The organism is Marinobacterium lacunae (assembly GCF_000705555.1).
Taxonomy (GTDB): domain Bacteria; phylum Pseudomonadota; class Gammaproteobacteria; order Pseudomonadales; family Balneatricaceae; genus Marinobacterium_D; species Marinobacterium_D lacunae.
On record NZ_JMQN01000013.1, the window covers coordinates 217,301 to 241,051 of the forward strand.

Here is a 23,751-nt window from a genome sequence, read left to right on the forward strand (position 1 = left end):
GTTGATAAATTTGTTAAATGCAGCAGGAGCACTTACCATTTTTATTAATAACAACGATAAAAAGAGACTCCCTTCATGCGCCCATCTTTCGATGCACCCAAACCGGATTCAGCCCGCCGCTCGAGACGCGAAATGCCACCGGGCGACAGCGATAACCTGAGCCACGCCTCCGGACCCAGTGTGCAGGATCTTTCAGAGTGCCTGTTCTTCTCCCCCACCGATGGTCGCATCTGGCTCGATGGCCAACGCATGGTGCTGATGCATAACACCTCGTTGGGCAGCCTGCGTCATGAGTTGATCGAACGTCTGGGTCTGGAGCGTGCCCGCGGACTGCTCACCCGCGCCGGCTACAGCTCGGGGGTGCGCGATGCGCAACTGGTACGCGAACGCTGGCCCGATGCCGACCCTGAAGCGATTTTTTACGCGGGCACCCAGCTGCACTCGTTGGAGGGCGTGGTGCAAGTGGAGACAGTCCACTTCGAGTTCGACCCACGCAAGGGCACCTACGACGGCGAGTTTCTCTGGCACCACTCCAGTGAAGACGACGAGCATATCGCCGCCTATGGCATTGGTACGGAGCCTGCCTGCTGGATGCAGCTTGGTTACGCCATGGGTTACGTCACCACGCTGCTGGGACGCCTGACCGTGTTTCGCGAGGTGGAGTGCCGCTCCATGGGACACCCCACCTGCCGGGTACTTGGAAAGACCGTAGAGCTCTGGGGCGATGTTGAGGAAGATCTACGCTATCTCAATGCCGAAGACTTCGTCAGCCACAGCAGTGCAGTCCCCCTTGCACAGGCACCGCTTCCCAGCGTCAACAACGCGCTGCCGCCGCTGGGTGAGCGACAGTTAGTGGGTGTCTCCTCCTCTTTTATCGCGGCCTGCCATATGCTCAGACGCGTTGCCACCACGCGCGCCACGGTGCTGTTTACCGGCGAATCCGGCGTCGGCAAGGAGCTGTTTGCCCGCATGCTGCACGAGATAAGTCCGCGCAAGGAGCAGCCCTTCGTGGCGATAAACTGCGCTGCCATACCCGATTCGCTGATCGAGTCCGAGCTGTTCGGCGTCGAGCGTGGTGCATTCACTGGCGCCAGCCACTCCCGGCCGGGCCGTTTTGAACGGGCTGACGGCGGCACCCTGTTTCTGGATGAGATCGCGACCTTGAGCCCCACCTCGCAGGGCAAGCTGCTGCGCGTGCTTCAGGAGGGGGTCGTGGAGCGGATCGGCGGTACTCGCGAAATAAAGGTCGATGTACGCGTGGTAGCCGCTACCAATGTGGAGCTGCGCGAGGCGGTGCGCAACGGTGAGTTTCGCGAGGATCTGTTCTTCCGCCTCAATGTGTTCCCAATCCCGCTGCCGCCTCTGCGCGAACGGCGGGACGATATCCCGCTGCTGCTGTCACACTTTCTACAGCACTATAATCAGCTGCACGGCCGCAATATCACCGGTTTTACACTGAAAGCGATGCGCGCCCTGCTGAACTACCGCTACCCCGGCAATGTACGCGAATTGCAAAACCTGGTGGAGCGCGGTGTGATTGCGGCGGAGGACAACCTGCCAATCGACCTGCCCCATCTGTTTCGCGATGAAGAGACCACGCGAGACCTGCTGTTTACAATCAGCTCCGACGGCGAACTGGCCAGCGACGAGGGCGACGGCTCGGCGCTGGAACAGTTCCAACGCTATGCACCTGTCGGTGAGAAAGGGCCGTCACTGGATAAACTGGAGGCCAAACTGGTACGCGAGGCGGTCGCGCAAGTAGACGGCAACCTGTCCGCTGCCGCCCGCCTGCTTGGGCTGACCCGTTCGCGCCTGGCCTACCGGATGAAGAAGCTGGGAGAAGAGTCCTAGCGCTGCAGACACAAAAAAGGCCATCGGTTTCGATGGCCTTTTCTCATAGCGTATCGCGCAAGCACGTGAACGCGTGAGGTTTACACCTCCAGGAAGTCGAGGATACCCTCGGCCGCTTCGCGTCCTTCGTAGATGGCGGTAACCACCAGATCCGAACCGCGCACCATATCACCGCCGGCAAAGATCTTGTCGTTGCTGGTCTGGAACGGATGGCGACCGGCCGCCGCTTCCTTGGACGCCTTCACACGACCATCTTCATGCAGGTCGATGCCGAAATCCGCAAACCAGGGTGCAGGGCTCGGACGGAAACCGAAAGCCACCAGTACCACATCGGCTTCGATCACCTCTTCAGACCCTTCAACCACCTCGGCACGACGGCGACCACGCTCATCCGGCGCACCCATGCGGGTTGTCACCAGCTTGACGCCGACAACCTTGCCCTCTTCACCAACCACTTCCACGGGCTGACGGTTGAACAGGAACTGGACACCCTCTTCACGGGCGTTCTCGACTTCGCGCTTGGAGCCCGGCATGTTCTCTTCGTCACGACGGTACGCACAGGTCACACGCTCGGCATTCTGACGGATGGAGGTGCGGTTACAGTCCATCGCGGTATCACCACCGCCAAGCACGACCACTTTTTTACCGGCAACGCTGATGAACTCGGCCGGATCCTGCTCATACCCGCGGCAATGATTGACGTTGGAGATCAGGAACGGCAGCGCATCGTAGACGCCATCCAGATCTTCGCCCGGGAAACCGCCCTTCATGTAGGTGTAGGTGCCCATGCCGAGGAAGATCGCATCGAACTCCGCCTCCAACTGCTGCATGCTGACATCCTTGCCCACTTCGGTATTGAGACGGAACTCGACCCCCATCTCTTCGAAGATGGTGCGACGATTGACCATCACATCCTTCTCGAGCTTGAACTCGGGAATACCGAAGGTCAGCAGACCGCCGATTTCGGGGTTGCGATCGAATACCACAGCCTTGACACCATTGCGTACCAGGATATCGGCACACCCAAGACCTGCAGGCCCAGCGCCGATAACCGCGACCTTCTTGTCGGTCCAGGTAACCTGAGACATATCGGGACGCCAGCCCATGGCAAAGGCGGTGTCGCTGATGTACTTCTCGACCGGACCGATGGTCACGGCACCGAAGCCATCGTTCAGTGTACAGGCGCCCTCACAGAGACGATCCTGCGGGCAGACGCGGCCACACACTTCTGGCAGGCTGTTGGTCTGATGACTCAGCTCCGCCGCTTCAATGATATTGCCTTCCGATACCAGCTTGAGCCAGTTCGGAATATGGTTGTGCACCGGGCATTTCCACGAGCAGTAAGGGTTACCGCACTCCAGACAGCGGTGCGCCTGATCGGCAGCATCGTCGGCCCGGAACGGTTCATAGATCTCGGCGAATTCGCGCTTGCGCACCTCTGCCTGAATCTTGCTCGGCCCTTCACGGGACACATCGAGAAACTGGAAATCGTTACTCAGACGGTTAGGCATAGTCCCACCTCTTTCAGGTCGCCCGGGCGCCTGCCCGGGCGATCAATATTACGGAAAACCAATTCGTGACGGCGTCGGCTGTTATTCCGGACGCTTGCGCATGCTGTCTAACAGCTGATTGAGACTGGCCGCCTTGGGTTTGACCAGCCAGAACAGACCGATGTAATCGATGAAGTTCTCGACGATCTCCTGACCCCAGGCGCTGCCGGTTTCCCGCGTAAACTCAATGATGACCGAACGCAGGTGGTTCTTGTACTGCTCCATCTGTTCGGTGTGGATACGGTGGATCTCGACCAGTTCATGGTTGTACTTGTCTACGAAGCTGCGATCCAGGTCCAACACATAGGCGAAGCCACCGGTCATACCAGCGCCGAAGTTGTAGCCGGTGGGCCCCAACACGGTCACCATACCGCCGGTCATGTATTCGCAGCAGTGATCACCGGCACCTTCGATCACCGCGTGCACGCCGGAGTTACGCACCGCAAAGCGCTCGCCTGCGGTGCCAGCCGCGAACAGCTTACCGCCAGTACCGCCATACAGGCAGGTGTTACCGATGATCGCGGTCTCGTTGGACTTGAAGCCGACCTCCTTGAACGGGCGAATCACGATCTTGCCGCCGGCCATGCCCTTGCCGACATAATCGTTGGCATCGCCCTCGAGATACAGGTTCTGACCACCGGCGTTCCAGACACCGAATGACTGTCCGGCATGCCCGCGGAAGTTGAACTCGATCGGGGTATCGACCATGCCCAGATTGCCGAAAAGCTTCGCGATGGCACCGGATGTGCGTGCACCGACTGAACGGTCGCAGTTGCAGATCTCCAGTTCCCAGTTACCACCGGATTTGTGTTCGATGGAGTCTCTGGCCAGTTCGAGCATGCGGGTGTTCAACGCCCCGTTGTCGTACGGCTCGTTGCGCGACTGCTGAACGGTGTGCGGATACTCTTCAGGCACGCCCGCGTCGCTGATCAAGCCAGACAGATCCAGACCACGCTGACGCTCAGTGAGTCCCTCCATCGCTTCGAGCAGGTCGACGCGGCCTACCAACTCTTCAAGCGTACGGACACCCAGTTTCGCCATCCACTCACGGGTCTCTTCTGCGACGAAGCGGAAGTAGTTTTTGACCATCTCAACCGTACCGCGGAAGTGATCACGGCGCAGATCATCGTTCTGCGTCGCTACACCCGTCGCACAGTTGTTCAGGTGGCAGATTCTCAGGTACTTACAGCCCAGCGCCACCATCGGCATGGTACCGAAGCCAAAGCTCTCGGCACCCAGTATCGCAGCCTTGACCACATCCAGACCGGTCTTGAGACCTCCGTCCGTCTGCAGGCGGATCTTGCCGCGAAGATGGTTGGCGCGCAGTGACTGATGCGCATCGGCCAGACCCAGCTCCCAAGGCGAACCTGCGTAGTGGATAGAGGTCAGCGGAGACGCCGCAGTACCACCGTCATAGCCGGAGATGGTAATCAGATCCGCATAGGCTTTAGCCACACCGCACGCGATGGTGCCGACGCCCGGGCGGGATACCAGCTTGACCGATACCAGGCCTTCGGGGTTGATCTGCTTGAGGTCGAAAATCAGCTGCGCCAAATCCTCGATGGAGTAGATATCGTGGTGCGGCGGCGGAGAGATCAGCGTGACGCCCGGAACGGAATAGCGTAAACGCGCGATCAGGTCATTGACCTTGCCACCCGGCAACTGGCCACCCTCACCGGGCTTGGCACCCTGAGCCACCTTGATCTGCATGACATCGGCGTTGACCAGGTACTCAGGTGTAACACCGAAGCGCCCGGACGCAATCTGCTTGATTTTGGAGCGGCGATTGGTGCCGTGACGGGCAGGATCCTCACCACCCTCACCGGAGTTGGAGCGCCCGCCCAGTTCATTCATCGCCATCGCCAGTGCTTCATGCGCCTCAGGCGACAGAGCCCCCAGCGACATGGCCGCCGAGTCAAAACGCGGGAACAGCGCTTCAACCGATTCCACCTCGTCGATGGAAACCGGCTTGATATCCTTGCGGAACGTCAGCAGGTCTCGCAACGTCGCGACGCCACGGTTGTTGACCAAATCAGCATAGCGACGGTAAGCCGCCTTGTCTCCAGTACTGACCGCTTCGTGAATGGTCTTGACCACATCCGGGTTGTAGGCGTGGTATTCACCCTCAAACTTGTACTTCAGCAAACCTCCCGGGCGGATCGGCTTGCGTGCGATCCAGGCATCCTTGGCCAGTTCCGACTGCTCGCTCTGGAAATGTTCGAACCGAGCGCCTTCGATACGGCTGGTAACGCCTTTAAAGCAGAGATCCACGATTTCGGAGCTCAAACCCACCGCTTCAAACAGCTGTGCGCCACGGTAGGATGCGATGGTCGAGATACCCATCTTCGACAGGATCTTGAACAGGCCCTTGTCGATCCCCTTACGGTACTTTTCGTGACTCTCCAGCGGCGCGATCTGCAACTCACCCGTGCTGCACAGGTCGTTGAGTACACGATAGGCAAGATAGGGGTATACGGCTGTCGCACCGAAACCAAACAGAACGGCAAAGTGGTGCGGGTCACGTGCAGTACCGGTTTCGACCACGATGTTCGCATCGGTACGCAGGCCCTGATCCACCAAACGGTGGTGCACTGCACCGGTCGCCATGGCCGCATGAATCGGCAGATAACCCTGACGAATATTCGCATCCGACAGGATCAGGATCACCTTGCCCTCGCGGACGGCTTTCTCGGACGCATCGCACAGGTTCTCAATCGCCTGCTGCAGGCTGATTTGGGACGGATCGAAGTTTAGATCCAGTATGATCGGCTCAAAACCCTCGAGATTGTTATCCCGGATACGATTGAACTTGCTGGCAGAGAGCACCGGCATGGTCAGGATGACACGACGTGCGTGCTCCGGCGTCTCTTCGAACACGTTGCGCTCGCGACCAAGGCAGGTTTCCAGCGACATAACGATCGACTCACGCAGCGGATCGATCGGCGGGTTGGTGACCTGCGCAAACTGCTGGCGGAAGTAATCGTAGGGCGAGCGAATCTGCTTCGACAGCACGGCCATCGGCTTGTCATCGCCCATGGAGCCGACCGCTTCCATGCCTGTCTCACCCAGCGGACGGATGATCTGGTCACGCTCTTCGAATGTGACGTTGAACATCTTCATGTGAGTGCGCACTTCTTCGGCACTCATCTCTGGGAATGAACGCGACTCTTCGGTCAGGTTCATCGTATTCTCAAGCCGCAGACCGTTGTCTTTAAGCCAGGTTTTATAAGGCTTGGCAGTTTTCAGGCGTCCATCGACATCGGCGGTATGCAGCACTTCGCCGCTTTGCGTGTCGATTGCCAGAATCTGGCCGGGCCCTACACGCCCCTGAGCTACAATGTCAGCCGGCTCATACTGGAATACACCGATCTCGGATGCGGTACAGATCATGCCATCTTTGGTCATGACCCAGCGAGACGGGCGCAAGCCGTTACGGTCGAGCATACAGACGGCATAGCGGCCATCGGTCATGACCATACCGGCAGGGCCATCCCACGGCTCCATGTGCATGGAGTTATATTCGTAAAACGCGCGCAGCTCCGAATCCATGGTGTCAACGTTCTGCCAGGCCGGCGGCACGATCATGCGCACGGCACGATACAGATCCATACCGCCCACCAGCAGGAACTCCAGCATGTTGTCCATACTGGACGAGTCGGAGCCTGTGGTATTAACGATCGGCTGAAGTTCGTTGAGGTTCGGAATCTCCGGAGTCACAAACTTGGGTGCACGTGCGCGTGCCCAGTTGCGGTTACCTTCGATGGTATTGATCTCACCGTTATGCGCGAGGAAGCGGAACGGTTGAGCCAACGGCCAGCGCGGGGCCGTGTTGGTGGAGAAACGCTGGTGATAGGTACACACAGCCGTTTCCAGTCGCGGGTCGGCCAGATCCTTGTAGAACACCGGCAAATCCACCGGCATCGTCAGACCTTTGTAGCTGACGACCTTGTGCGACAATGTGCAGATATAAAAGTCGGGATCGTCCGCAAGCGCGATCTCGGCCTTGCGTCGAGCCGTGAACAGACTAACGATCAATTCACGCTCACTCTTGCCGCCGGCGTTCACAATCACCTGCTCGATCTGCGGCAGGGTATCGCGCGCGATCGGGCCAAGGCATGACTGATCGGTAGGTACAACGCGCCAGCCAGCAACATCGAGTCCCTGCGCGGCCAACTCACGGTTCAATACTTCTCGTGCCGCATCCGCTTTACTCGCTTCGCGAGAAAGGAAAACCATGCCGACCGCAAAGAGGTCTGCCAGCTCGACACCTAACTCCTCTCGGGCCACCGCGCGAATGAAGCTCTGCGGCATCTGCATCAGCAGGCCGCAGCCATCACCGGTTTTGCCGTCGGCAGCGATACCGCCGCGGTGTGTCATGCAGGCAAGCGCTTCGATCGCTTTTTCAAGTACGCTGTGACTCGCGTTGCCCTGCATATGGGCCATCAGGCCAAAGCCACAGTTATCCTTGAACTCACCTGGGCGAAACAGACCTTTGCTCATAAGCCAATCCCACTAAAAAAACCAAATAGATCAATATATTAACTTCTATCTCTTTTCCCGATCTCAGGTTATACGGACGAAAAGGGAGAGCAATTCTACACGCCGGCCAATGCCGGGACAAATTTTGAACAAACCGCAGAGAAGCAAAAGCCTTTGCTTAAAAAGGCTCGAAAAGAGGATATTTCTGAAATAGAGAGAAGTTTTAAACGATTATTTTTATTTCACAACCCTCAACCGTAATTTACCCCAAGAGAAAGTATTACTTGCGGATATCAGACTTGACACCCGCAATAGACCTCGCCCACGGCCTCAGTTTACGCAGTTCCGCAGGTAACGTCTGGACAGCAGCCGTCGCTGATGCCCGATCGGAAAACTGACCGTACACCACAACGTGCCAAGGCGCCCCCTTGTAAAGCGTGCGGAAATAATAGAACCGCTCAGGGTTTTTCTGGGCCTTTATGAAGGCCTCAACACTGGAGGCCTCCCGGGCACCGAGCAACTGCAATGTGTACCCCTTGTCTGGCCATTGCAACAATTCATCTGCTCGCAGAAACGACGAAACCGATTGGCTGGTCGGCGCTTCAACTTTTTTGGCCACCTCCGCGGTGGGGCGAGGTGGATCAGTCCGGGGCGCTGCGACTTTAACTTCTGTGGATGTTTTGGATGTTACCGGGATAGAGGCAGTATCCGCTACCGGCTTCTGCTCAACCAGCGCCGCCTCCTGGGTTTCACTTGCCTCATCATCTACCGTAGGCGCGGAAGAGACGGACCGTACGACCTGTTCAGGCTCAACCGCTACCGAAGGAGCCTCCTCATCAACGCTACCCACAGGCTCCGCGGTATCAAGCACAGCACTCTCTTCCTGCGACTCCAGCTTTCTCTCCTGCTCGGCAAGCTTCTGCTGCAACTCGGACCGCACATCAACGACCGACGTTACCTCTCCCTCAGCAGCAACTGGTATATCCAGCGGCATAACAACTCTCGTAGTCTCTTCGGGCTGCTCCGTCGGCTCAGATGGAAGATACAACCAGACTGACACCCCCAACACAGCCAGCAGAACCCCACCGATTACCGCAGCATACGGCCCCGGCATAGGGAGCGAGCGCGCGCGACTGCGTGTTAATCCACCATCATGCATCTGTTTACGCAAACCGGCACTCAGGCGCCCGGGTAACCCCCGAGAATCCTCAATAAGCTGCCTTAATCTGCGCGGCGACAGCGCAACGCCGGGAGGCAATAGCTCTTCTATGAACTCCCGCGCCTCTTCCGGCTCGAATGCTGCGAGCGATTGCACATGCAGACGGCCATCGAGCGTTTGGTCAAAACCATTTGCGACAAAACGTTGCTCAAACTCCGACGTGCCCGTCAGTACGACACGGGGAGCGCCCTCTTCCAACAGGGCAAAATTGATGAGCAACTCGAGGGCGTTATTGGTCAGAAAATCGGCATCGTCGATCAGAAGAATCAGGGGCACCCCGGCCTCGTGAAGCGTGCGGCTATAGGTATGCAGGGCTTTAAGACGTGTCCGGTTATCAGCATCTCCAGGACAATCGACGCCCAGCGCCGCCACCAACGTCGAAAGCAGACGCGTCACATCCACTGTTTCATCGCACTGGATCAGCGCCTGACGAACATCCGATGACCGCTCATCCACTGCCAACTGCTGCAGCAGAGTCGAGCGACCACAACCGTCCTCACCGACTATAAGTAGTAGTAGATCCGAAAATCGCAGGAGATGCCGCATCTTCGACGCCAGTTGAAGACGTGATACGGGTTCGAAGTAGCGCGCCGACGGGTCCATGATTTTCTATTCACCTTTAGAACTGGGCGAGCTGAGCACCTGCACGGAGGGTTTCGTCCAGTAGTGCTGAATCAAAGTCTTGAGTAACCAATGCGTCACCTATCGAACGTACCAGCACCAGACGGATACGACCATCAAGCACCTTTTTATCAACCGACATCAGTTGGCGAAACTCTTCGACTGTCATGTCCTGCGGTGCGACAACCGGAAGCCCTGCGGCGATGATCAAGGCCCGTATGCGGCTGACTTCTTCAGCAGATAGCCAACCACACCGCGCCGACAGGTCCGCTGCCATCAGCATGCCGGTACCCACCGCTTCGCCGTGCAACCAGTTGCCATAGCCCTGAGATGTCTCAATAGCATGACCAAATGTGTGCCCCAGATTCAGCAGGGCACGAATACCGGACTCTCGCTCATCCTGTGCCACTACTTCCGCCTTAATCTGACAGGCTCTAAAGATGGCATGGGTCAACGCTTCGGCATCCTGAGCACGCAACTTGTCCATGTTCAGCTCGAGCCAGTCGAAGAACTCCGCGTCGTAGATCAAACCGTATTTGATGACCTCTGCCAAGCCCGCTGACAACTCACGGTCGGGTAGCGTCGCCAAGACCGCGGTATCGGCCAGAACAGCAATCGGCTGATGAAATGCACCGATCATGTTCTTGCCCTTGGCATGATTAACACCCGTTTTACCACCCACGGAGGAGTCGACCTGAGACAAAAGCGTAGTCGGAACCTGAATAAAATCCACGCCTCGCTGATAGCAGGCCGCCGCAAAACCGGTCATATCGCCCACAACACCACCGCCCAGCGCAATAAGCGTCGTCGTACGATTATGACGCTTATCCAGCAGGGCATCGAAGATCAGGTTGAGATGGTCAAGATCCTTGTAGCACTCACCATCCGGCAAGATAAGAGTATCGACCTGAAACGCACTTAACTGAGCCTGTAATCGACTGAGGTAGAGCGGGGCAACGGTTTCGTTGCTGACAATCATCACCTGCCGCCCCCTGACATGCTGGGCCAGCAACGCCTCATCAAGCACATTACCGCCTATATAGATTGGGTAGGTGCGATCACCAAGGTCAACAGTGAGGGTCAACATATCAGACATATCTCTGGATGAGGGGTTATACAGGCTGTGTCAGAGCGCGTTGCTTGTTCAGATGACGTAGGATTTCGGAGACCACGCTTCGTGGATGACGGCGATCGGTTTTAACGATCAGATCACAGCATTCACGATAGAGCGGATCACGCTCAGCCATCAGCTTGTCCAGCACTCCTCGTGGATCGTCGTTCTGCAACAGAGGCCGATTGCGATCCCGAGCTGTACGCTCAAGCTGCTGATCGACCGAGGTTTGCAGGTATACAACGAAGCCTCGAGACTGCAGATGGTGACGATTCTCTGGCCGCAACACAGCCCCCCCGCCAGTCGCGAGTACTATGGGGCTCAATTGGGTAATCTGATCGATCACAGCTTGTTCGCGATTGCGAAATCCCGCTTCGCCTTCAACGTCGAAAATCCACGGGATATCGGCTCCCGCCCTATCCTCTATAGCCTTATCCGAGTCGATGAATTCCTGACCTAGCTCGTTTGAAAGCAAACGCCCTATGGTGCTCTTTCCAGAGCCCATAGGGCCAATAAGAAAAACGTTCAACGACAGTTTTACCTTTACTACTACCTGACCGTCAGTGACTCGCGAACCAATTTCGGGGTGATGAAGATCAGCAGTTCCTCTTTGGAATCCGACTGCTGGCGGCTTTTGAACAGGTTACCCACGACCGGGATATCGCCCAACAAGGGCACCTTGTTCACTGTGTTGCGGGTTTCCTTTCTAAACACGCCACCGAGGACAACTGTATCACCATCATTGACAACAACGGAGGTTTCAACCTGATTTTTATTGATGGCGCGCTCGCCGTTTTCAAGAATCTGGCCCAGAGAGTCTTCATTCACAGTCAGATCCAACGAGATTCGATCCCCCGGATTAACCTGCGGCGTCACTTTCAGGCTCAGCAATGCATCCTTGAACTCGATAGTCGTCTTGTCCTCCTCGACTACTTGATACGGCACTTCCTGACCGGATTCGATGGTCGCTTCGGTGCCGTTAGTGGTAATCACCTTAGGCTGAGAGACGATCTCGACAACACCATCGCTCTGCAATGCAGTGAGCTCTGCCGCCAGCGCAAAGTTACTGCTGACGAAGCCGATCTCAAAACCGGAGGTCGCTGATACACCCAGATCGACCAGCATATCGTTATTGTTTACGGCGTTGGTGATGTAAGCATCATTACCATTGATGGATCCAGTCGCGCTGCCCGCCCAACGAATACCGAGGTTTTTCTCAAAGCTGGAAGAAGCCGTTACAACACGTGCCTCGATCAGAATTTGCGCCACCTCCACGTCAAACTTTCTTAGCGTGCGGCGGATCTCTTCGATCTGCGCTGCGGTTTCACGGATCATCAGAACATTGGTCTGGTCATCCGCCAGTACGAAGCCACGCTCAGAGATCAGCTTCGCCGACTCGATATAACTCTTGAGCTCAGATGCCCGGCGAAAATCGACCTGAACATAATCGGTCACGAGCGGTGCAAGCTCCTTGACCTGCTGCTGACTCTCAAGCTCTTCTTTCTCTCGCTGCGCTATTTCAGCAGAGGTACCGATCATCAGGACATTGCCAACCTCACGCTTATCCAGCCCTTTGCTCTTGAGTATGATATCCAGTGCCTGATCCCAGGGGACATTTTTCAGCCGCAACGTGATATTACCCGCAGTGCTATCAACCTGATCGCTGATCACCAGATTCATCTCCGCCACTTCAGCAATAATCTGCAGAATCGAGCGTACGGATACATCCTGGAAATTCAGATCGATCTTTTCTCCAGTGAAGGGAAAGAGGTCACGGGCGTCGGCCTTTTCCTGAGCCGTCAGCGGCTTGAAGTCAACAAACAACTGGTTACCAGTCTGATAGGCCATATAGTCATAGGGTTCAGACGTCGGCTTGATCAGGATGGTCGTGTTCTCTCCACTAACCATCGAATCGATAAACATGACCGGCGTGGCAAAATCCTGTACATCGACCCGCTGCTCCAGATTGTCCGACAACCCAGCACCGATCAGGTTAAGTACGACATTGTTGCCCTCTTCCAGAATATCCAGACCCGCTTCATCATCGCTCATGGTGATGACGACACGTCCCTGCCCACCGTCGATACGTTCGAAATCGATACCCTGAACGCGAGTGCGATCATCCTCGACCACCGGCATACGTGGACCTGCAACCTTCTTCGGCTCGACAATCGGCGCCGCTGCTGCAGCATTGCTGCCAGCATCTGAAAACTCGATAAAGAGGCTACTACCCTCGGAGAAGGTACGATATTGAGCTGGCTCATTCAGGTTGGTTACGACTCGCAGGCGGCCTTCGGCCTGAGCGAAGCTCAGTGAATCAACCTGACCTGACTGAACATCCATTTGGCGTGTGCCCAGTTCATTACTGACACCCCAGAAATCCAGCACCAAGCGAGGCGGGCTGTCGATCATGTACGCCTTGGGTGCTGGTGGCGGTTGATCGAAATCGAATCGCACTTCGAGTTTATTGCCTGGCAGAGCAACAAAAGAGGAATCTTTGAGTTGCGCGTCCTGAGCCCACACCGGAGCAGTAAACGATACTGTTAAAGCAGCCAGTACCGCCCCCTTGATCCAGGACACGGCGCAGGACAGCAACCGACCTTTTGATGATGTATTAAGTCTATTCACAGTCAGCATCCCTCGTTATTCCTGCTCCGGCATAGCCAGGTTTCGCGGGCGTGTCATCCACCCACCTCGGCCATTCGAGATAATCTCGACCAGCTTTATCGCGTGATCGCTCACTTCGACCACCTCTCCGTAATCCAACCCCATATGATCACCGACAGTCACCCTGTGAATCTCACCCTTGTTATCCCGAACCAAGGCATAGAGGGACTGAGACCCCAGCGGCGTGATCGTACCGACCATGTTGAGCTGATCAATAGCAAACTCCTCAAGGTAATCCTTGGGACGATCATCATCCGGCTTGATCCCCGAGTCAGGGCCCGCAATTTTGTCAGCTTCCGACTCCGGCACCAGCCGTTTGAACGGGTCACGCAAACTGGAGCCCTCGTACACGAAGCTCTCGTAGGGTTTGAACTCCGGCAACGGTTCAATTTTGCCGCCAGGCTTGGCCAGCGTCGCTGAGATAAATTGCCGAAGGTCGGTGGTATCTTCAACCCACAGGCAACCGGTGGTCAGCAAGGCCGACAGTGACAGCGCGACCCAGGTACGATGCCGCACGCCATGTGCTCTCACGGATTCATTTCGTATCATCATAACGATAGGTCTTTGCACTGATATTCATCGACAACTGGCCACCAGCAGGTTTGATCGTGTAATCATGCAGGGTCACGATACGCTTGATCGCAGCCACTCCACTGACGAACTCGCCCATTTGGTGGTACGTCCCCTTAACCTGAATACTGATTGGCAGCTCCACATAAAATTTCGCCTTCCGCTCGGCCTGCAACGCGATACTGTCGATATCCAGCCCCGCGTTCTTGCCAATGGCAGTGATATCCTCAAGCAGCCCAGGAACCTCCTTATCGGTCGGCAACTGTCTTAACAACTCGGAGAAGCGACCTTCTACATCAGCCATCTGCTTGCGTAGCGCTGCAAGGTTGGCCACCTGAAACGCCTTCGATTCGAACTGCTGCTTGAGTTCCTGCTCCTTGCTGATTTCACGCTCCACCGCCGCATGCTTATCCAGAATCAGGAAATAGATACCGGCACCGACGAGCACCGCAAAAAGGAGAATGTATACGATTGCCTTAATACCGACCGGCCACTTACCCGCCGAATTGATATCCATATCATTGGGATCAAACCCCTTGAAGGCATTTTTCAGACTTTCTACAGCCGTGCTCACTTGCCAGCCTCCTCAGCCTTGGGCTTCTTCAACGGGACGGAAAGGTTAAAGCTGCGCATCTGATTCGCTGCACGCACCCTGGACAATGTTGGCTCACCGAACCAGATCGAGTCGTTCAGGTTACGCATCAGGCTAGAGACGTCATTATTAAGATCAGCCAGACCATCAATGGTTACGCGATCTCCCTTCCGCGCCAGCGAAGTGTAATAAAGACCGTCTGGAAGCACCCTGACCAGCTCGTCGAAGTTACGCACGATAACCGGACGGTTACCTTGCAACTCCTGAATCGCATTGAGACGCTCCAAAAGCCTCTCACGCTGGCGTTTCAGCTCCTTGATTTCGGCAATCTTTTTGTCGAGCTTTGAGATTTCGGCCTTCACATAATTGTTTCGAGCCTGCTGCCTGTCCATCTGCATGTCGTAGTAATAACTGATGCCGAATACCGTTAGCGCCCCTAGAACGGCGGCTGCCAACAGATTTCCGACGAACCGCTTCTGCAGTTTGGCATCCCGTTCCTCTCGCCAGGGCCGGAGGTTAATACGCGCCATAAGTCTCTTCCCTACCTATCAAAGCTTCTCAGCGCAAGGCCGCATGCCTTGGCCAGCATCGGCGCATCATTCATCAGGCGATCCTGATTCAGGCGAGAGCCAACGCGAATGTTTGAAAACGGATTGACGACCTTCGACGCCACACCTATCTCTTCCTGCATCAGTTCTGCTAACCCGGTTATCGCAGCCGTACCGCCGGCAAGATAGATTTCGGAGAGCTGATTCTGAACACCTGATGAGTAGAAAAACTGTAACGCCCTGGAAACTTGCTGGATAACCGATTGTCGAAACGGCATGACCAACATCTCAACAATCTCTTCGTCCAGACTGCCGCTACGCAGCTTTTGTTCGATCTCGGCCACTTCCAGACCATATTGCTGATGAATAGCATTGGTCAGTTCGTTGCCGCCGAACGCCTGCTCGCGGTTATAGATGATCTTGCCCGCCTTGAAGACATTGAGAGTCAGGGTAGAGGCGCCGATATCGACAAGACCAACCAGTGTATCGGGATTATACCCCTCGAGCAGAGGCAGCAGGCGTTCCACCGCGAACGTATCGACATCGACAATTTCGCATTGAAGTTCAGCGCCATTAACCGCCTCTTCACGAGTCGATACATCGTCCCGGCGACATGCAACCAGAAGGATCTCGTTCAATGTGGGGTGATGATCGACCGGGCCAATGACCTCGAAATCGAGCGCGACCTCATCGAGAGAATAGGGGATGAATTGATCCGCCTCGATTTTGACCTGTTCCTCGAGTTCTTGCTCGGAAAAGGCATTGCTAATTTCGAGACGTTTTGTGATCACCGCCGAGGACGGTACAGCAACAACTGCATGTTTGAGTTTATTGCCACAGATTTTAAGTCCGCGCTCTATAGCCTCGGACACCTCTCCCTGATTCTCGACAGTACCATCGACCACGGCGCTTGGCGGCAGTGGCACGACAGCATACGAATCGACCTGATAGTCGCGCCCGTGCTGAGAGAGGGAGACAAGCTTGACGGATGAAGAACCTATGTCAACGCCCACCCAGCCCGCATTTTTATTACCGAACAAGCTGACCACGACATTTTCCTTATATCTCTAAGCAACACTCCAAGCGTCACTTTAGTCTCAATAAACCAGAATTTAAACTGTTGTTCACTAGAGGCCAAGCTTTAGGTGCCGATATAATGCTCAGGCTCAAAAATAATCTACGCTGTCAGGGCTAGCATGCGAACTTTTTACAAAATATTCAAATGGCTGAGTGCATTGGCGTTTGCCGGCCTTCTTGCCACCCTTATCGCCGCGGCCGGAATTTACTACTATTTCGCCCCCCAGCTACCGGATGTCGAAACATTACGCGAAGTAAAGTTTCAGACACCTCTTCGCGTCTACTCTGCCGATCACAAGCTCATCGCAGAGTTCGGCGAAAAGCGCCGCACACCTATAAGTTACGTCGAAATTCCGGAAGATTTCATTCACGCACTGCAAGCGGCAGAGGACTCCCGATTCTTCGAGCACTTTGGCATCGACGTCAAAGGACTGTTTCGCGCAGCCTTACAGCTCGCCAGTACCGGACAGATCCAAAGCGGCGGCTCGACGATTACCATGCAGGTGGCGAAGAACTTCTTCCTCACCCGTGAACGCACCTTCAGCCGCAAGTTCATGGAGATCCTTCTCGCTCTCAGAATCGAGCAGGAGCTGAGCAAAGAGGAGATCCTCGAACTCTATATCAACAAAATATACCTTGGACACCGCGCCTACGGCATTCAAGCAGCCGCTACTGTATATTACGGCCAGCCGATCAAAGACTTGAGCCTTGCGCAACTGGCAATGATCGCCGGACTGCCCAAAGCGCCCTCCGCGTACAATCCACTGTCCAACCCAAAACGCGCCCTTGAGCGGCGTGACTGGATTCTGGGCCGGATGCTAAGCCTGGGCTACATTGATCAGCAGCGCTATACAGACGCGCTTGCCCAGCCAGTCACCGCCAGCTACCACGGCAGCGACATCGAACTAGAGGCTCCTTACATTGCCGAGATGGTCAGATCGGAACTCTACCAGCAGTATGGGGAGGATTTATACACCGAAGGGCTGAGCGTCACCACGACCATCGAGAGCCGGCTTCAGCAAAGTGCTACCACCGCACTGCGCAACGGCCTGCTTGCCTACAGCGAAAGGCACGGCTATCACGGCGCCGAGCACCAGTATGACATCAGCAACCTCTCCAACACCGAACGCCTCAAGCTGCTAAAGGACACCACCACGTTCGGCGGACTCACCCCTGCACTGGTCACCGGCGTCGACAAAAACAGCGCCACACTTCTAACCGAAAACTCCGGTGAAATAGCCATCTCATGGGACGGAATGCGCTGGGCAAGCCCCTATAAAAGCGTCAACTACGCTGGCCCCGCCCCGAAACAAGCCAGCGATATCCTGGCGCAAGGCGATCTGGTGAGGGTCATCCACTCACAGGACGGCTGGCAGCTGACCCAGATACCCAAAGCTCAGGGCGCATTTATTGCCCTCGAACCCCAAGACGGCGGCATTCTGGCCCTCAATGGAGGCTTCAGCTTTGCACTTAACAAGTTCAACCGCGCTACCCAGGCCTATCGCCAGCCGGGCTCAAACATAAAGCCCTTCCTTTACACTGCAGCACTCGAGAACGGATTCACGCCAGCCTCGATCATTAACGACGCTCCCGTGGTATTCCATGACGTCAGCCTCGAAAGCAACTGGCGCCCGGAAAATGATAATGGCACCTTCGGCGGCCCCACTCGTCTGCGAGAAGCGCTTTACCGCTCCCGTAACCTTGTCTCTATCCGCCTGATGCGGGCACTGAGCATCGAAAAGGCACGGGATTTCATACTACGCTTCGGCTTCACGCCGGAGCGCCTGCCACAAAACCTCTCTCTGGCATTGGGTAGCGCCGATGCAACCCCCCTTCAGGTCGTCACCGGCTACGCGAGTTTCGCCAACGGCGGATTCAAAGTAGACCCCTATCTGATCAAGAAGATAGAGAGCGCTGAGGGTGAGGTAATCTTTGAAGCCAAGCCTCTCAAAGCCTGTCCGGAGTGCAGTTACGCAACTCGCGACAACCCAGATGACGCCGCACCTCAACCGGGCATCCAGTATAGCGATACTGAAGGCGCCGCCCCTCGGATCATCACGCCGGAGTCCGCATTTTTGATCTATAACGTGATGCAGGATGTCATCAAACGCGGCACTGGACGACGCGCACTGGTTCTGAACAGGGGCGACCTTGCCGGTAAGACCGGCACCACAAATGATCAGAAGGATGCCTGGTTCAGCGGCTTCAACCAAAAACTGGTGGCGACCGCCTGGGTCGGTTTCGACCAACCGGCGCCATTGGGTCGACGCGAGTACGGAAGCAGCGCAGCACTGCCAATCTGGATAGACTTTATGCGTGATGCACTGGAAGGAACACCAGAGAGCGCCCCCTCAGCACCAGAGGGCGTAATCAGCGCAAGAATCGACCCGGCTACCGGCAAACTCGCCTACCCTGGCCAGAGCGATGCGATTGTCGAATACTTCCGCGCGGACCAGTTGCCGAAAGAACATGCGCAAAGCCCCGAGGAAAAACTGGCCCCTCCAACGGCCGAGCAGATCTTTGGCTTCAGCGGCTAGCGCTGAGTGAAGAGATAAAAAAACCAGCCCGAAGGCTGGTTTTTTTATATTCGACTAACTCAGAGCGGATAGTTGGCCGGCATCGGCAAACGCGCCACGCCAGTATCAATCGCCGCCTGTGCTACTGCGTGCGAGATTGCACCGAGCAGACGAGAATCGGTTGCCTTCGGCAGAATGTACTCACGACTGAACTCAAGAGAGTCGAGACCGTACGCTGTGAGCACCTCTTGAGTCACCGGCTGCTTGGCCAGATCCGCCAATGCACGCACCGCCGCCGCCTTCATCTCTTCATTGATCGCCGATGCACGCACATCCAGCGCACCACGGAAGATGAACGGGAAGCCGAGGACATTGTTAACCTGGTTCGGATAATCGGAGCGACCGGTGGCCATGATCAGATCGGAACGGGTCGCCTTGGCCAGATCGTAGGCGATCTCTGGATCCGGGTTGGAGCAGGCGAATACGATCGGACTGTCAGCCATTTTCAGCAGGTTTTCCGGTGACAGCAGGTTGGGGCCGGACAGACCCACGAATACGTCGGCGCCTTCGATTGCCTCGTCCAGCGTACGCAGATCGGTCTCGGTAGCGAACGCAGCCTTTTCCGGGGTCAGATCATCACGACCGGAGTGAATCACACCCTTACGGTCGATCATGTAGATATTTTCGACCTTAGCGCCCATATTGATCAGCAGCTTCATGCACGCACTGGCTGCGGCGCCTGCACCGAGACATACGATCTTTGCCTCTTCCAGCTTCTTACCAGCCAGTTCCAGAGCGTTGATCATGCCCGCAGCTGTGACGATTGCAGTACCGTGCTGATCATCGTGGAATACCGGGATCTTGCAGCGCTCGATCAGCGCACGCTCGATTTCGAAACACTCGGGCGCCTTGATATCCTCAAGGTTGATGCCACCGAATGTATCAGCAATACGGGCAACCGTATCGATAAATGCCTGCGGGCTCTCAGCATCAACTTCGATATCGATAGAATCAACACCGGCGAAGCGTTTGAACAGCAGGGCCTTACCCTCCATCACTGGCTTGGATGCCAGCGGTCCGAGGTCACCCAGACCCAGAATAGCGCTACCATTGGAGATGACGGCAACCAAGTTACCCTTGGCGGTGTAGCGATAAGCCGCATCCGGATCTTTGGCAATTTCACGCACGGGTTCTGCGACGCCCGGAGAGTATGCCAGAGAAAGGTCACGGGCAGTCTCAGCAGGGGTAGTCAGCTCCACACTGATCTTACCGGGGCGAGGAAACTCGTGGTAATCGAGAGCCGCTTGTTTGAAATCTTGAGACATGGTTGCTGTTTCCACTAAGGTTGCATATGGAGAGCTTGCATCATATAGAAACGTGCTATAGCGAACAACAGCACTTCAGACAATCAACCATTCGTTGTTTTCACATGACGAAGATCACTGATCCCGATCAACCAACGCTTGCGACCTGCCCCAATCTGCTCGCCCCGATCGATCACCCAGCCACGGACCTCAACCATTACACCTTTCAGTGAATGCAACCAAACCTGCTCTTTGGCATCGAGACGCTTTCGCTCTACGCGCAACACAAGATAATCATCGAGCTCCACATACACGGCTTTCGACGTCAGATCTATCTGTGTCACCCGCCCTCTGAGAAGCGCAAAGCCACCGCTTCGCACCTCGCCTGCCGGACGAACGGGATCGCTGCGCCACAGACCCACACCGGCTTCACGCGCACGCCTTTCAGCTTCGAAAAGACAGTCGCTTAACCGCACATTCGGCGCGATCGCAACCGCGACACCCAACCCGTGCTCAATTAACCGCTCAGACAGGGAAACACCTTGCAGTCCGACGTGGGCCAACAGACGACCATAACGATCACGCCGCTCAACACCCGGCACCACCTCCACCTGCTGCCCCAAAACCCACTGCCTGAGGTATTGGGTCGCCTCCCAGGCTCCCTCCTGACCCCTGCGCCCCTCTCGACCGAGCTCCGGCGTATTCACGCCGATCAATCGAACAGTGTCCCCGCCCGCCAGACGCAGGGTATCGCCATCGATCACCTTCACAACCTCATCACGCCAAGCGCTCGCAGGCATCGAGCAGCTGGCCACAGCAACATGAGATAGCATCGAACAGGCAATAAAAAAGGCACTCCCCAGGAGTGCCTTTCTCAGCATCAGCGGCATAACCGGCTGAATTACTTCTTCAGTGAGCGTGCGCCGAAACGCTTGTTGAAGCGATCTACGCGGCCACCGGAAGTAGCTTCTTTCTGCTTGCCGGTGTAGAACGGGTGGCACTGGCTGCAAACGTCAACCAGCATTTCTGCGTCACCCAGGGTAGAGCGAGTGTTCATCACGTTACCGCAGGAACAGGTAACCTTGATCTCATTGTATTCCGGATGGATACCAGCTTTCATGTCAAACCTCGAATCGTTGTTTTAAGTGCCGCCACCCGTCACGCCCTATTGCGCCGAGCACCGCACAATCGACAGAAACAGCGTCGTAGCGACATGGCTGTCCTGTAGCTTATTCTGCATCACATAGGATAAGGCCGCGCATTATACGCACACCTATAAGTACCCGCAACTGATTAGGGGAGTTTAATCGCTCGTAAAACATACATAGACTAGGCTTCTGTGATTCACCGCTCTGAATGGAACCGTCCACTTGATACTGCGCATCGCACTGCCCACCCCTCTACACCGGCTGTTCGACTACCACCTGCCACTGAGCAGCCTGAAGACTCCGCCAAAAAGGGGCTGTCGGGTGCGTGTTCCTTTCGGCTCACGCGAAATGATCGGTTTGATCGTCGACACGCCCGAGCAGAGCGACCTGCCACTGGCCAAGCTGAAACCGGTGCACGAAATACTGGACGATGAACCGGTTCTCGACCCGAACCTGTTTGAACTCGGTCTTTGGGCGGCACGTTATTACCAGCATCCGGTTGGCGATGCTCTGGCGCAGCTCCTTCCTGTATTGTTGCGCCAGGGACGGCCCGCCGCGTTTGCACATGCCACCCTATGGCGCGCCACAGCCGATGCCAACCCGGACCGCCTGAGCAGCAGCGCCCACCGACAGCGCGAGCTGCTGCAGATTCTACTCGACCACCCCAAGGGCATCAGCCCCGACGCTATCCGCGCCGAGGGTGGCCATACTCCGCTATTGAAAACGCTTACGGAAAAAGGCCTGGCCGAATCTTTCGAACACCTGCCTGACGGTCGACACGCCGCATCGCGCGATCAGATCCTGAGAGAGCCACCGCTGACACTTCATGACGAGCAGGCTGGCGCAATGCAGAGAATCAGAGCGTCGGACGGTTTCAAGGCCTTCCTTTTATATGGCGTAACCGGATCGGGCAAAACTGAGATCTACCTCCAGGCGATAGAGCGCACGCTCAGCGAAGGCAGACAAGCGCTGGTTCTGGTCCCCGAAATAGGCCTGACTCCGCAAACCCTGACCCGTTTTCGCAACCGTTTCAACGTCCCCGTTCACGCTCTGCACTCAAACCTGAGCGACCGCGAGAGGCTGGATACCTGGTTGCACGCCCGCAACGGCAGCGCAGGCATCGTCATCGGCACGCGTTCGGCAATATTCACCCCCCTGCGAAACCCCGGCCTGATCATTGTCGACGAGGAGCATGACAGCTCTTTCAAACAGCAGGACGGATTTCGATACCACGCCAGAGACCTGGCTGTGGTGCGCGCTAGTCGCGAGGGGATCCCGATCATACTCGGCAGCGCCACACCCGCACTGGAATCCCTCCAGAACGCCCGTGCAGGACGCTACGAGCAGTTAAACCTGCACCGTCGCGCGGGGAACGCCACCGCACCGCGATTTGAACTGCTCGACATTCGCCAGCAACCGCTGGATGCAGGATTATCGGATGAACTGATTCGACGGATGCACCAACACCTGGCTGCCGGCACTCAGGTCATGCTGTTTCTGAACCGGCGCGGATTTTCCCCCTCACTGATCTGCAATCAGTGTGCAACCATCGTCGACTGCACCCGCTGCGATGCACACATGACGCTCCACCGAAACCCGCCGCATCTGCACTGCCACCACTGCGACCGACAAACGCCCATTCCCCGCGCCTGTACCCAATGCGGCAGCCATGAACTACGTCCTCTGGGCATCGGCACCGAGCGTGCGGAAGATGCGCTCAAGCACCACTTTCCCGACACGCCCGTATTGCGGGTTGATCGCGACAGCACCACGCGCAAGGCTTCACTCGAGAAGATCATGGCACAGGTCCACCGGGGCGACCCCTGCATCCTGATCGGCACCCAGATGCTGGCCAAAGGCCACCACTTTCCTCTCGTCACCCTGGTGGCCATCCTGGATGCCGATGCCGGACTGTTCAGCGCCGATTTCCGGGGCATGGAGCGCACCGCGCAGCTGATTCTGCAGGTGGCAGGGCGTGCCGGGCGTGCCAACCACCCCGGGGAGGTGATTCTGCAAACCCTTCATGCCGAGCATCCGATGCTGCAAACCCTGATCGGCAGCGACTATCTGCACTTCGCACGCCAGGAGATGCAACTTCGAGAAGCCGCCGAACTCCCCCCGTTCACCCATCACGCTCTGGTGCGCGGCGAGGCTACCCGTCAGGGCTGGGCCGAGCAGTTTCTTCGTGAGCTCAGCGAGCAGACCCGCCTCAACACAGAGCTGCCCACAGGCGTACAGATAATCGGCCCCTTCCCGTCACCGATGGAGAAACGCGGCGGGCTGTTCAGAGCGCAACTGCTGATCTCCTCGCACAATCGCAGCGCACTGCACACCTGGTTGAACGCGCTGGTGCACGAAGCCCAGAACAACCCTCAGGGACGGCGCGTACGCTGGGTACTCGATGTGGACCCGATCGACAACTATTAAGACAGCCGCTGCGGCGGCCCTGGCACCGAATCAGATTGGCATTCCCCCCCTTACGGGCGATATAATGCGCG

At 56.5% G+C, this 23,751-nt stretch carries 16 protein-coding genes; 3 read left to right on the forward strand and 13 right to left on the reverse strand.

Annotated elements, in window-relative coordinates; translation table 11 throughout:
* Window positions 1-75: 75 nt before the first annotated feature.
* Window positions 76-1,851 (forward strand): sigma-54-dependent Fis family transcriptional regulator, encoded by a 1,776-nt coding sequence (locus tag ADIMK_RS03885; protein WP_036183841.1) that lies wholly within the window; start codon window positions 76-78, stop codon window positions 1,849-1,851.
* A gap of 80 nt (window positions 1,852-1,931) precedes the next feature.
* On the opposite strand, the gene ADIMK_RS03890 is transcribed toward ADIMK_RS03885, so the two are convergent.
* The 10 genes from ADIMK_RS03890 to pilM form a co-directional block, all read right to left on the reverse strand.
* A complete protein-coding gene (locus ADIMK_RS03890; protein WP_036183844.1) occupies window positions 1,932-3,362 on the reverse strand; it encodes an FAD-dependent oxidoreductase in 1,431 nt (476 codons plus the stop codon).
* An 81-nt stretch (window positions 3,363-3,443) separates the two neighbouring features.
* Window positions 3,444-7,901, reverse strand: a complete 4,458-nt coding sequence (gltB, locus tag ADIMK_RS03895; RefSeq protein ID WP_036183846.1) for a glutamate synthase large subunit — start codon at window positions 7,899-7,901, stop codon at window positions 3,444-3,446.
* Window positions 7,902-8,160: 259 nt separating this feature from the next.
* Window positions 8,161-9,702 carry an AAA family ATPase gene (locus tag ADIMK_RS03900; protein WP_036183848.1) on the reverse strand — a complete coding sequence of 514 codons (1,542 nt, stop codon included), beginning with the start codon at window positions 9,700-9,702 and terminating at the stop codon, window positions 8,161-8,163.
* Between the two features lie 16 nt (window positions 9,703-9,718).
* Window positions 9,719-10,807: a 3-dehydroquinate synthase gene (gene aroB / locus ADIMK_RS03905; RefSeq protein ID WP_036184196.1), complete on the reverse strand. Its 1,089-nt coding sequence runs from the start codon at window positions 10,805-10,807 to the stop codon at window positions 9,719-9,721.
* A 25-nt stretch (window positions 10,808-10,832) separates the two neighbouring features.
* Window positions 10,833-11,336: a shikimate kinase AroK gene (gene aroK / locus ADIMK_RS21645; RefSeq protein ID WP_081849646.1), complete on the reverse strand. Its 504-nt coding sequence runs from the start codon at window positions 11,334-11,336 to the stop codon at window positions 10,833-10,835.
* A 44-nt stretch (window positions 11,337-11,380) separates the two neighbouring features.
* A complete protein-coding gene (locus ADIMK_RS03915; protein WP_051692432.1) occupies window positions 11,381-13,468 on the reverse strand; it encodes a type IV pilus secretin PilQ in 2,088 nt (695 codons plus the stop codon).
* Window positions 13,469-13,474: 6 nt separating this feature from the next.
* Window positions 13,475-14,050, reverse strand: a complete 576-nt coding sequence (locus ADIMK_RS03920) for a pilus assembly protein PilP (protein ID WP_081849647.1) — start codon at window positions 14,048-14,050, stop codon at window positions 13,475-13,477.
* Window positions 14,034-14,642 (reverse strand): type IV pilus inner membrane component PilO, encoded by a 609-nt coding sequence (locus ADIMK_RS03925; RefSeq protein WP_036183852.1) that lies wholly within the window; start codon window positions 14,640-14,642, stop codon window positions 14,034-14,036. Before ADIMK_RS03925 ends, ADIMK_RS03920 begins: the two co-directional genes overlap by 17 nt.
* The gene (locus ADIMK_RS03930; protein WP_036183854.1) at window positions 14,639-15,190 is read right to left on the reverse strand and encodes a PilN domain-containing protein; all 552 of its coding nucleotides are present in this window, start codon (window positions 15,188-15,190) and stop codon (window positions 14,639-14,641) included. Before ADIMK_RS03930 ends, ADIMK_RS03925 begins: the two co-directional genes overlap by 4 nt.
* Before the next feature lie 11 nt (window positions 15,191-15,201).
* Window positions 15,202-16,257, reverse strand: coding sequence for a type IV pilus assembly protein PilM (pilM, locus tag ADIMK_RS03935; RefSeq protein WP_036183856.1), 1,056 nt, complete (start codon window positions 16,255-16,257; stop codon window positions 15,202-15,204).
* 147 nt (window positions 16,258-16,404) lie between these two features.
* On the opposite strand from pilM, the gene ADIMK_RS03940 reads away from it, so the two are divergent.
* Window positions 16,405-18,822: a penicillin-binding protein 1A gene (locus ADIMK_RS03940; RefSeq protein WP_036183858.1), complete on the forward strand. Its 2,418-nt coding sequence runs from the start codon at window positions 16,405-16,407 to the stop codon at window positions 18,820-18,822.
* 59 nt (window positions 18,823-18,881) lie between these two features.
* On the opposite strand, the gene ADIMK_RS03945 is transcribed toward ADIMK_RS03940, so the two are convergent.
* The 3 genes from ADIMK_RS03945 to rpmE all read right to left on the reverse strand — a co-directional run bounded on the left by ADIMK_RS03945 (window position 18,882) and on the right by rpmE (window position 21,225).
* A complete protein-coding gene (locus ADIMK_RS03945; RefSeq protein WP_036183860.1) occupies window positions 18,882-20,126 on the reverse strand; it encodes a malic enzyme-like NAD(P)-binding protein in 1,245 nt (414 codons plus the stop codon).
* Between the two features lie 83 nt (window positions 20,127-20,209).
* The gene (locus ADIMK_RS03950) at window positions 20,210-20,905 is read right to left on the reverse strand and encodes a thermonuclease family protein (protein ID WP_197027464.1); all 696 of its coding nucleotides are present in this window, start codon (window positions 20,903-20,905) and stop codon (window positions 20,210-20,212) included.
* Between the two features lie 101 nt (window positions 20,906-21,006).
* Entirely contained in the window at window positions 21,007-21,225 is a 219-nt protein-coding gene (rpmE, locus tag ADIMK_RS03955) for a 50S ribosomal protein L31 (RefSeq protein ID WP_036183865.1), read from the reverse strand.
* A gap of 250 nt (window positions 21,226-21,475) precedes the next feature.
* Between rpmE and ADIMK_RS03960 the strand changes: the two genes are divergently transcribed.
* Window positions 21,476-23,680: a primosomal protein N' gene (locus ADIMK_RS03960; RefSeq protein ID WP_036183866.1), complete on the forward strand. Its 2,205-nt coding sequence runs from the start codon at window positions 21,476-21,478 to the stop codon at window positions 23,678-23,680.
* Window positions 23,681-23,751: the final 71 nt, after the last annotated feature.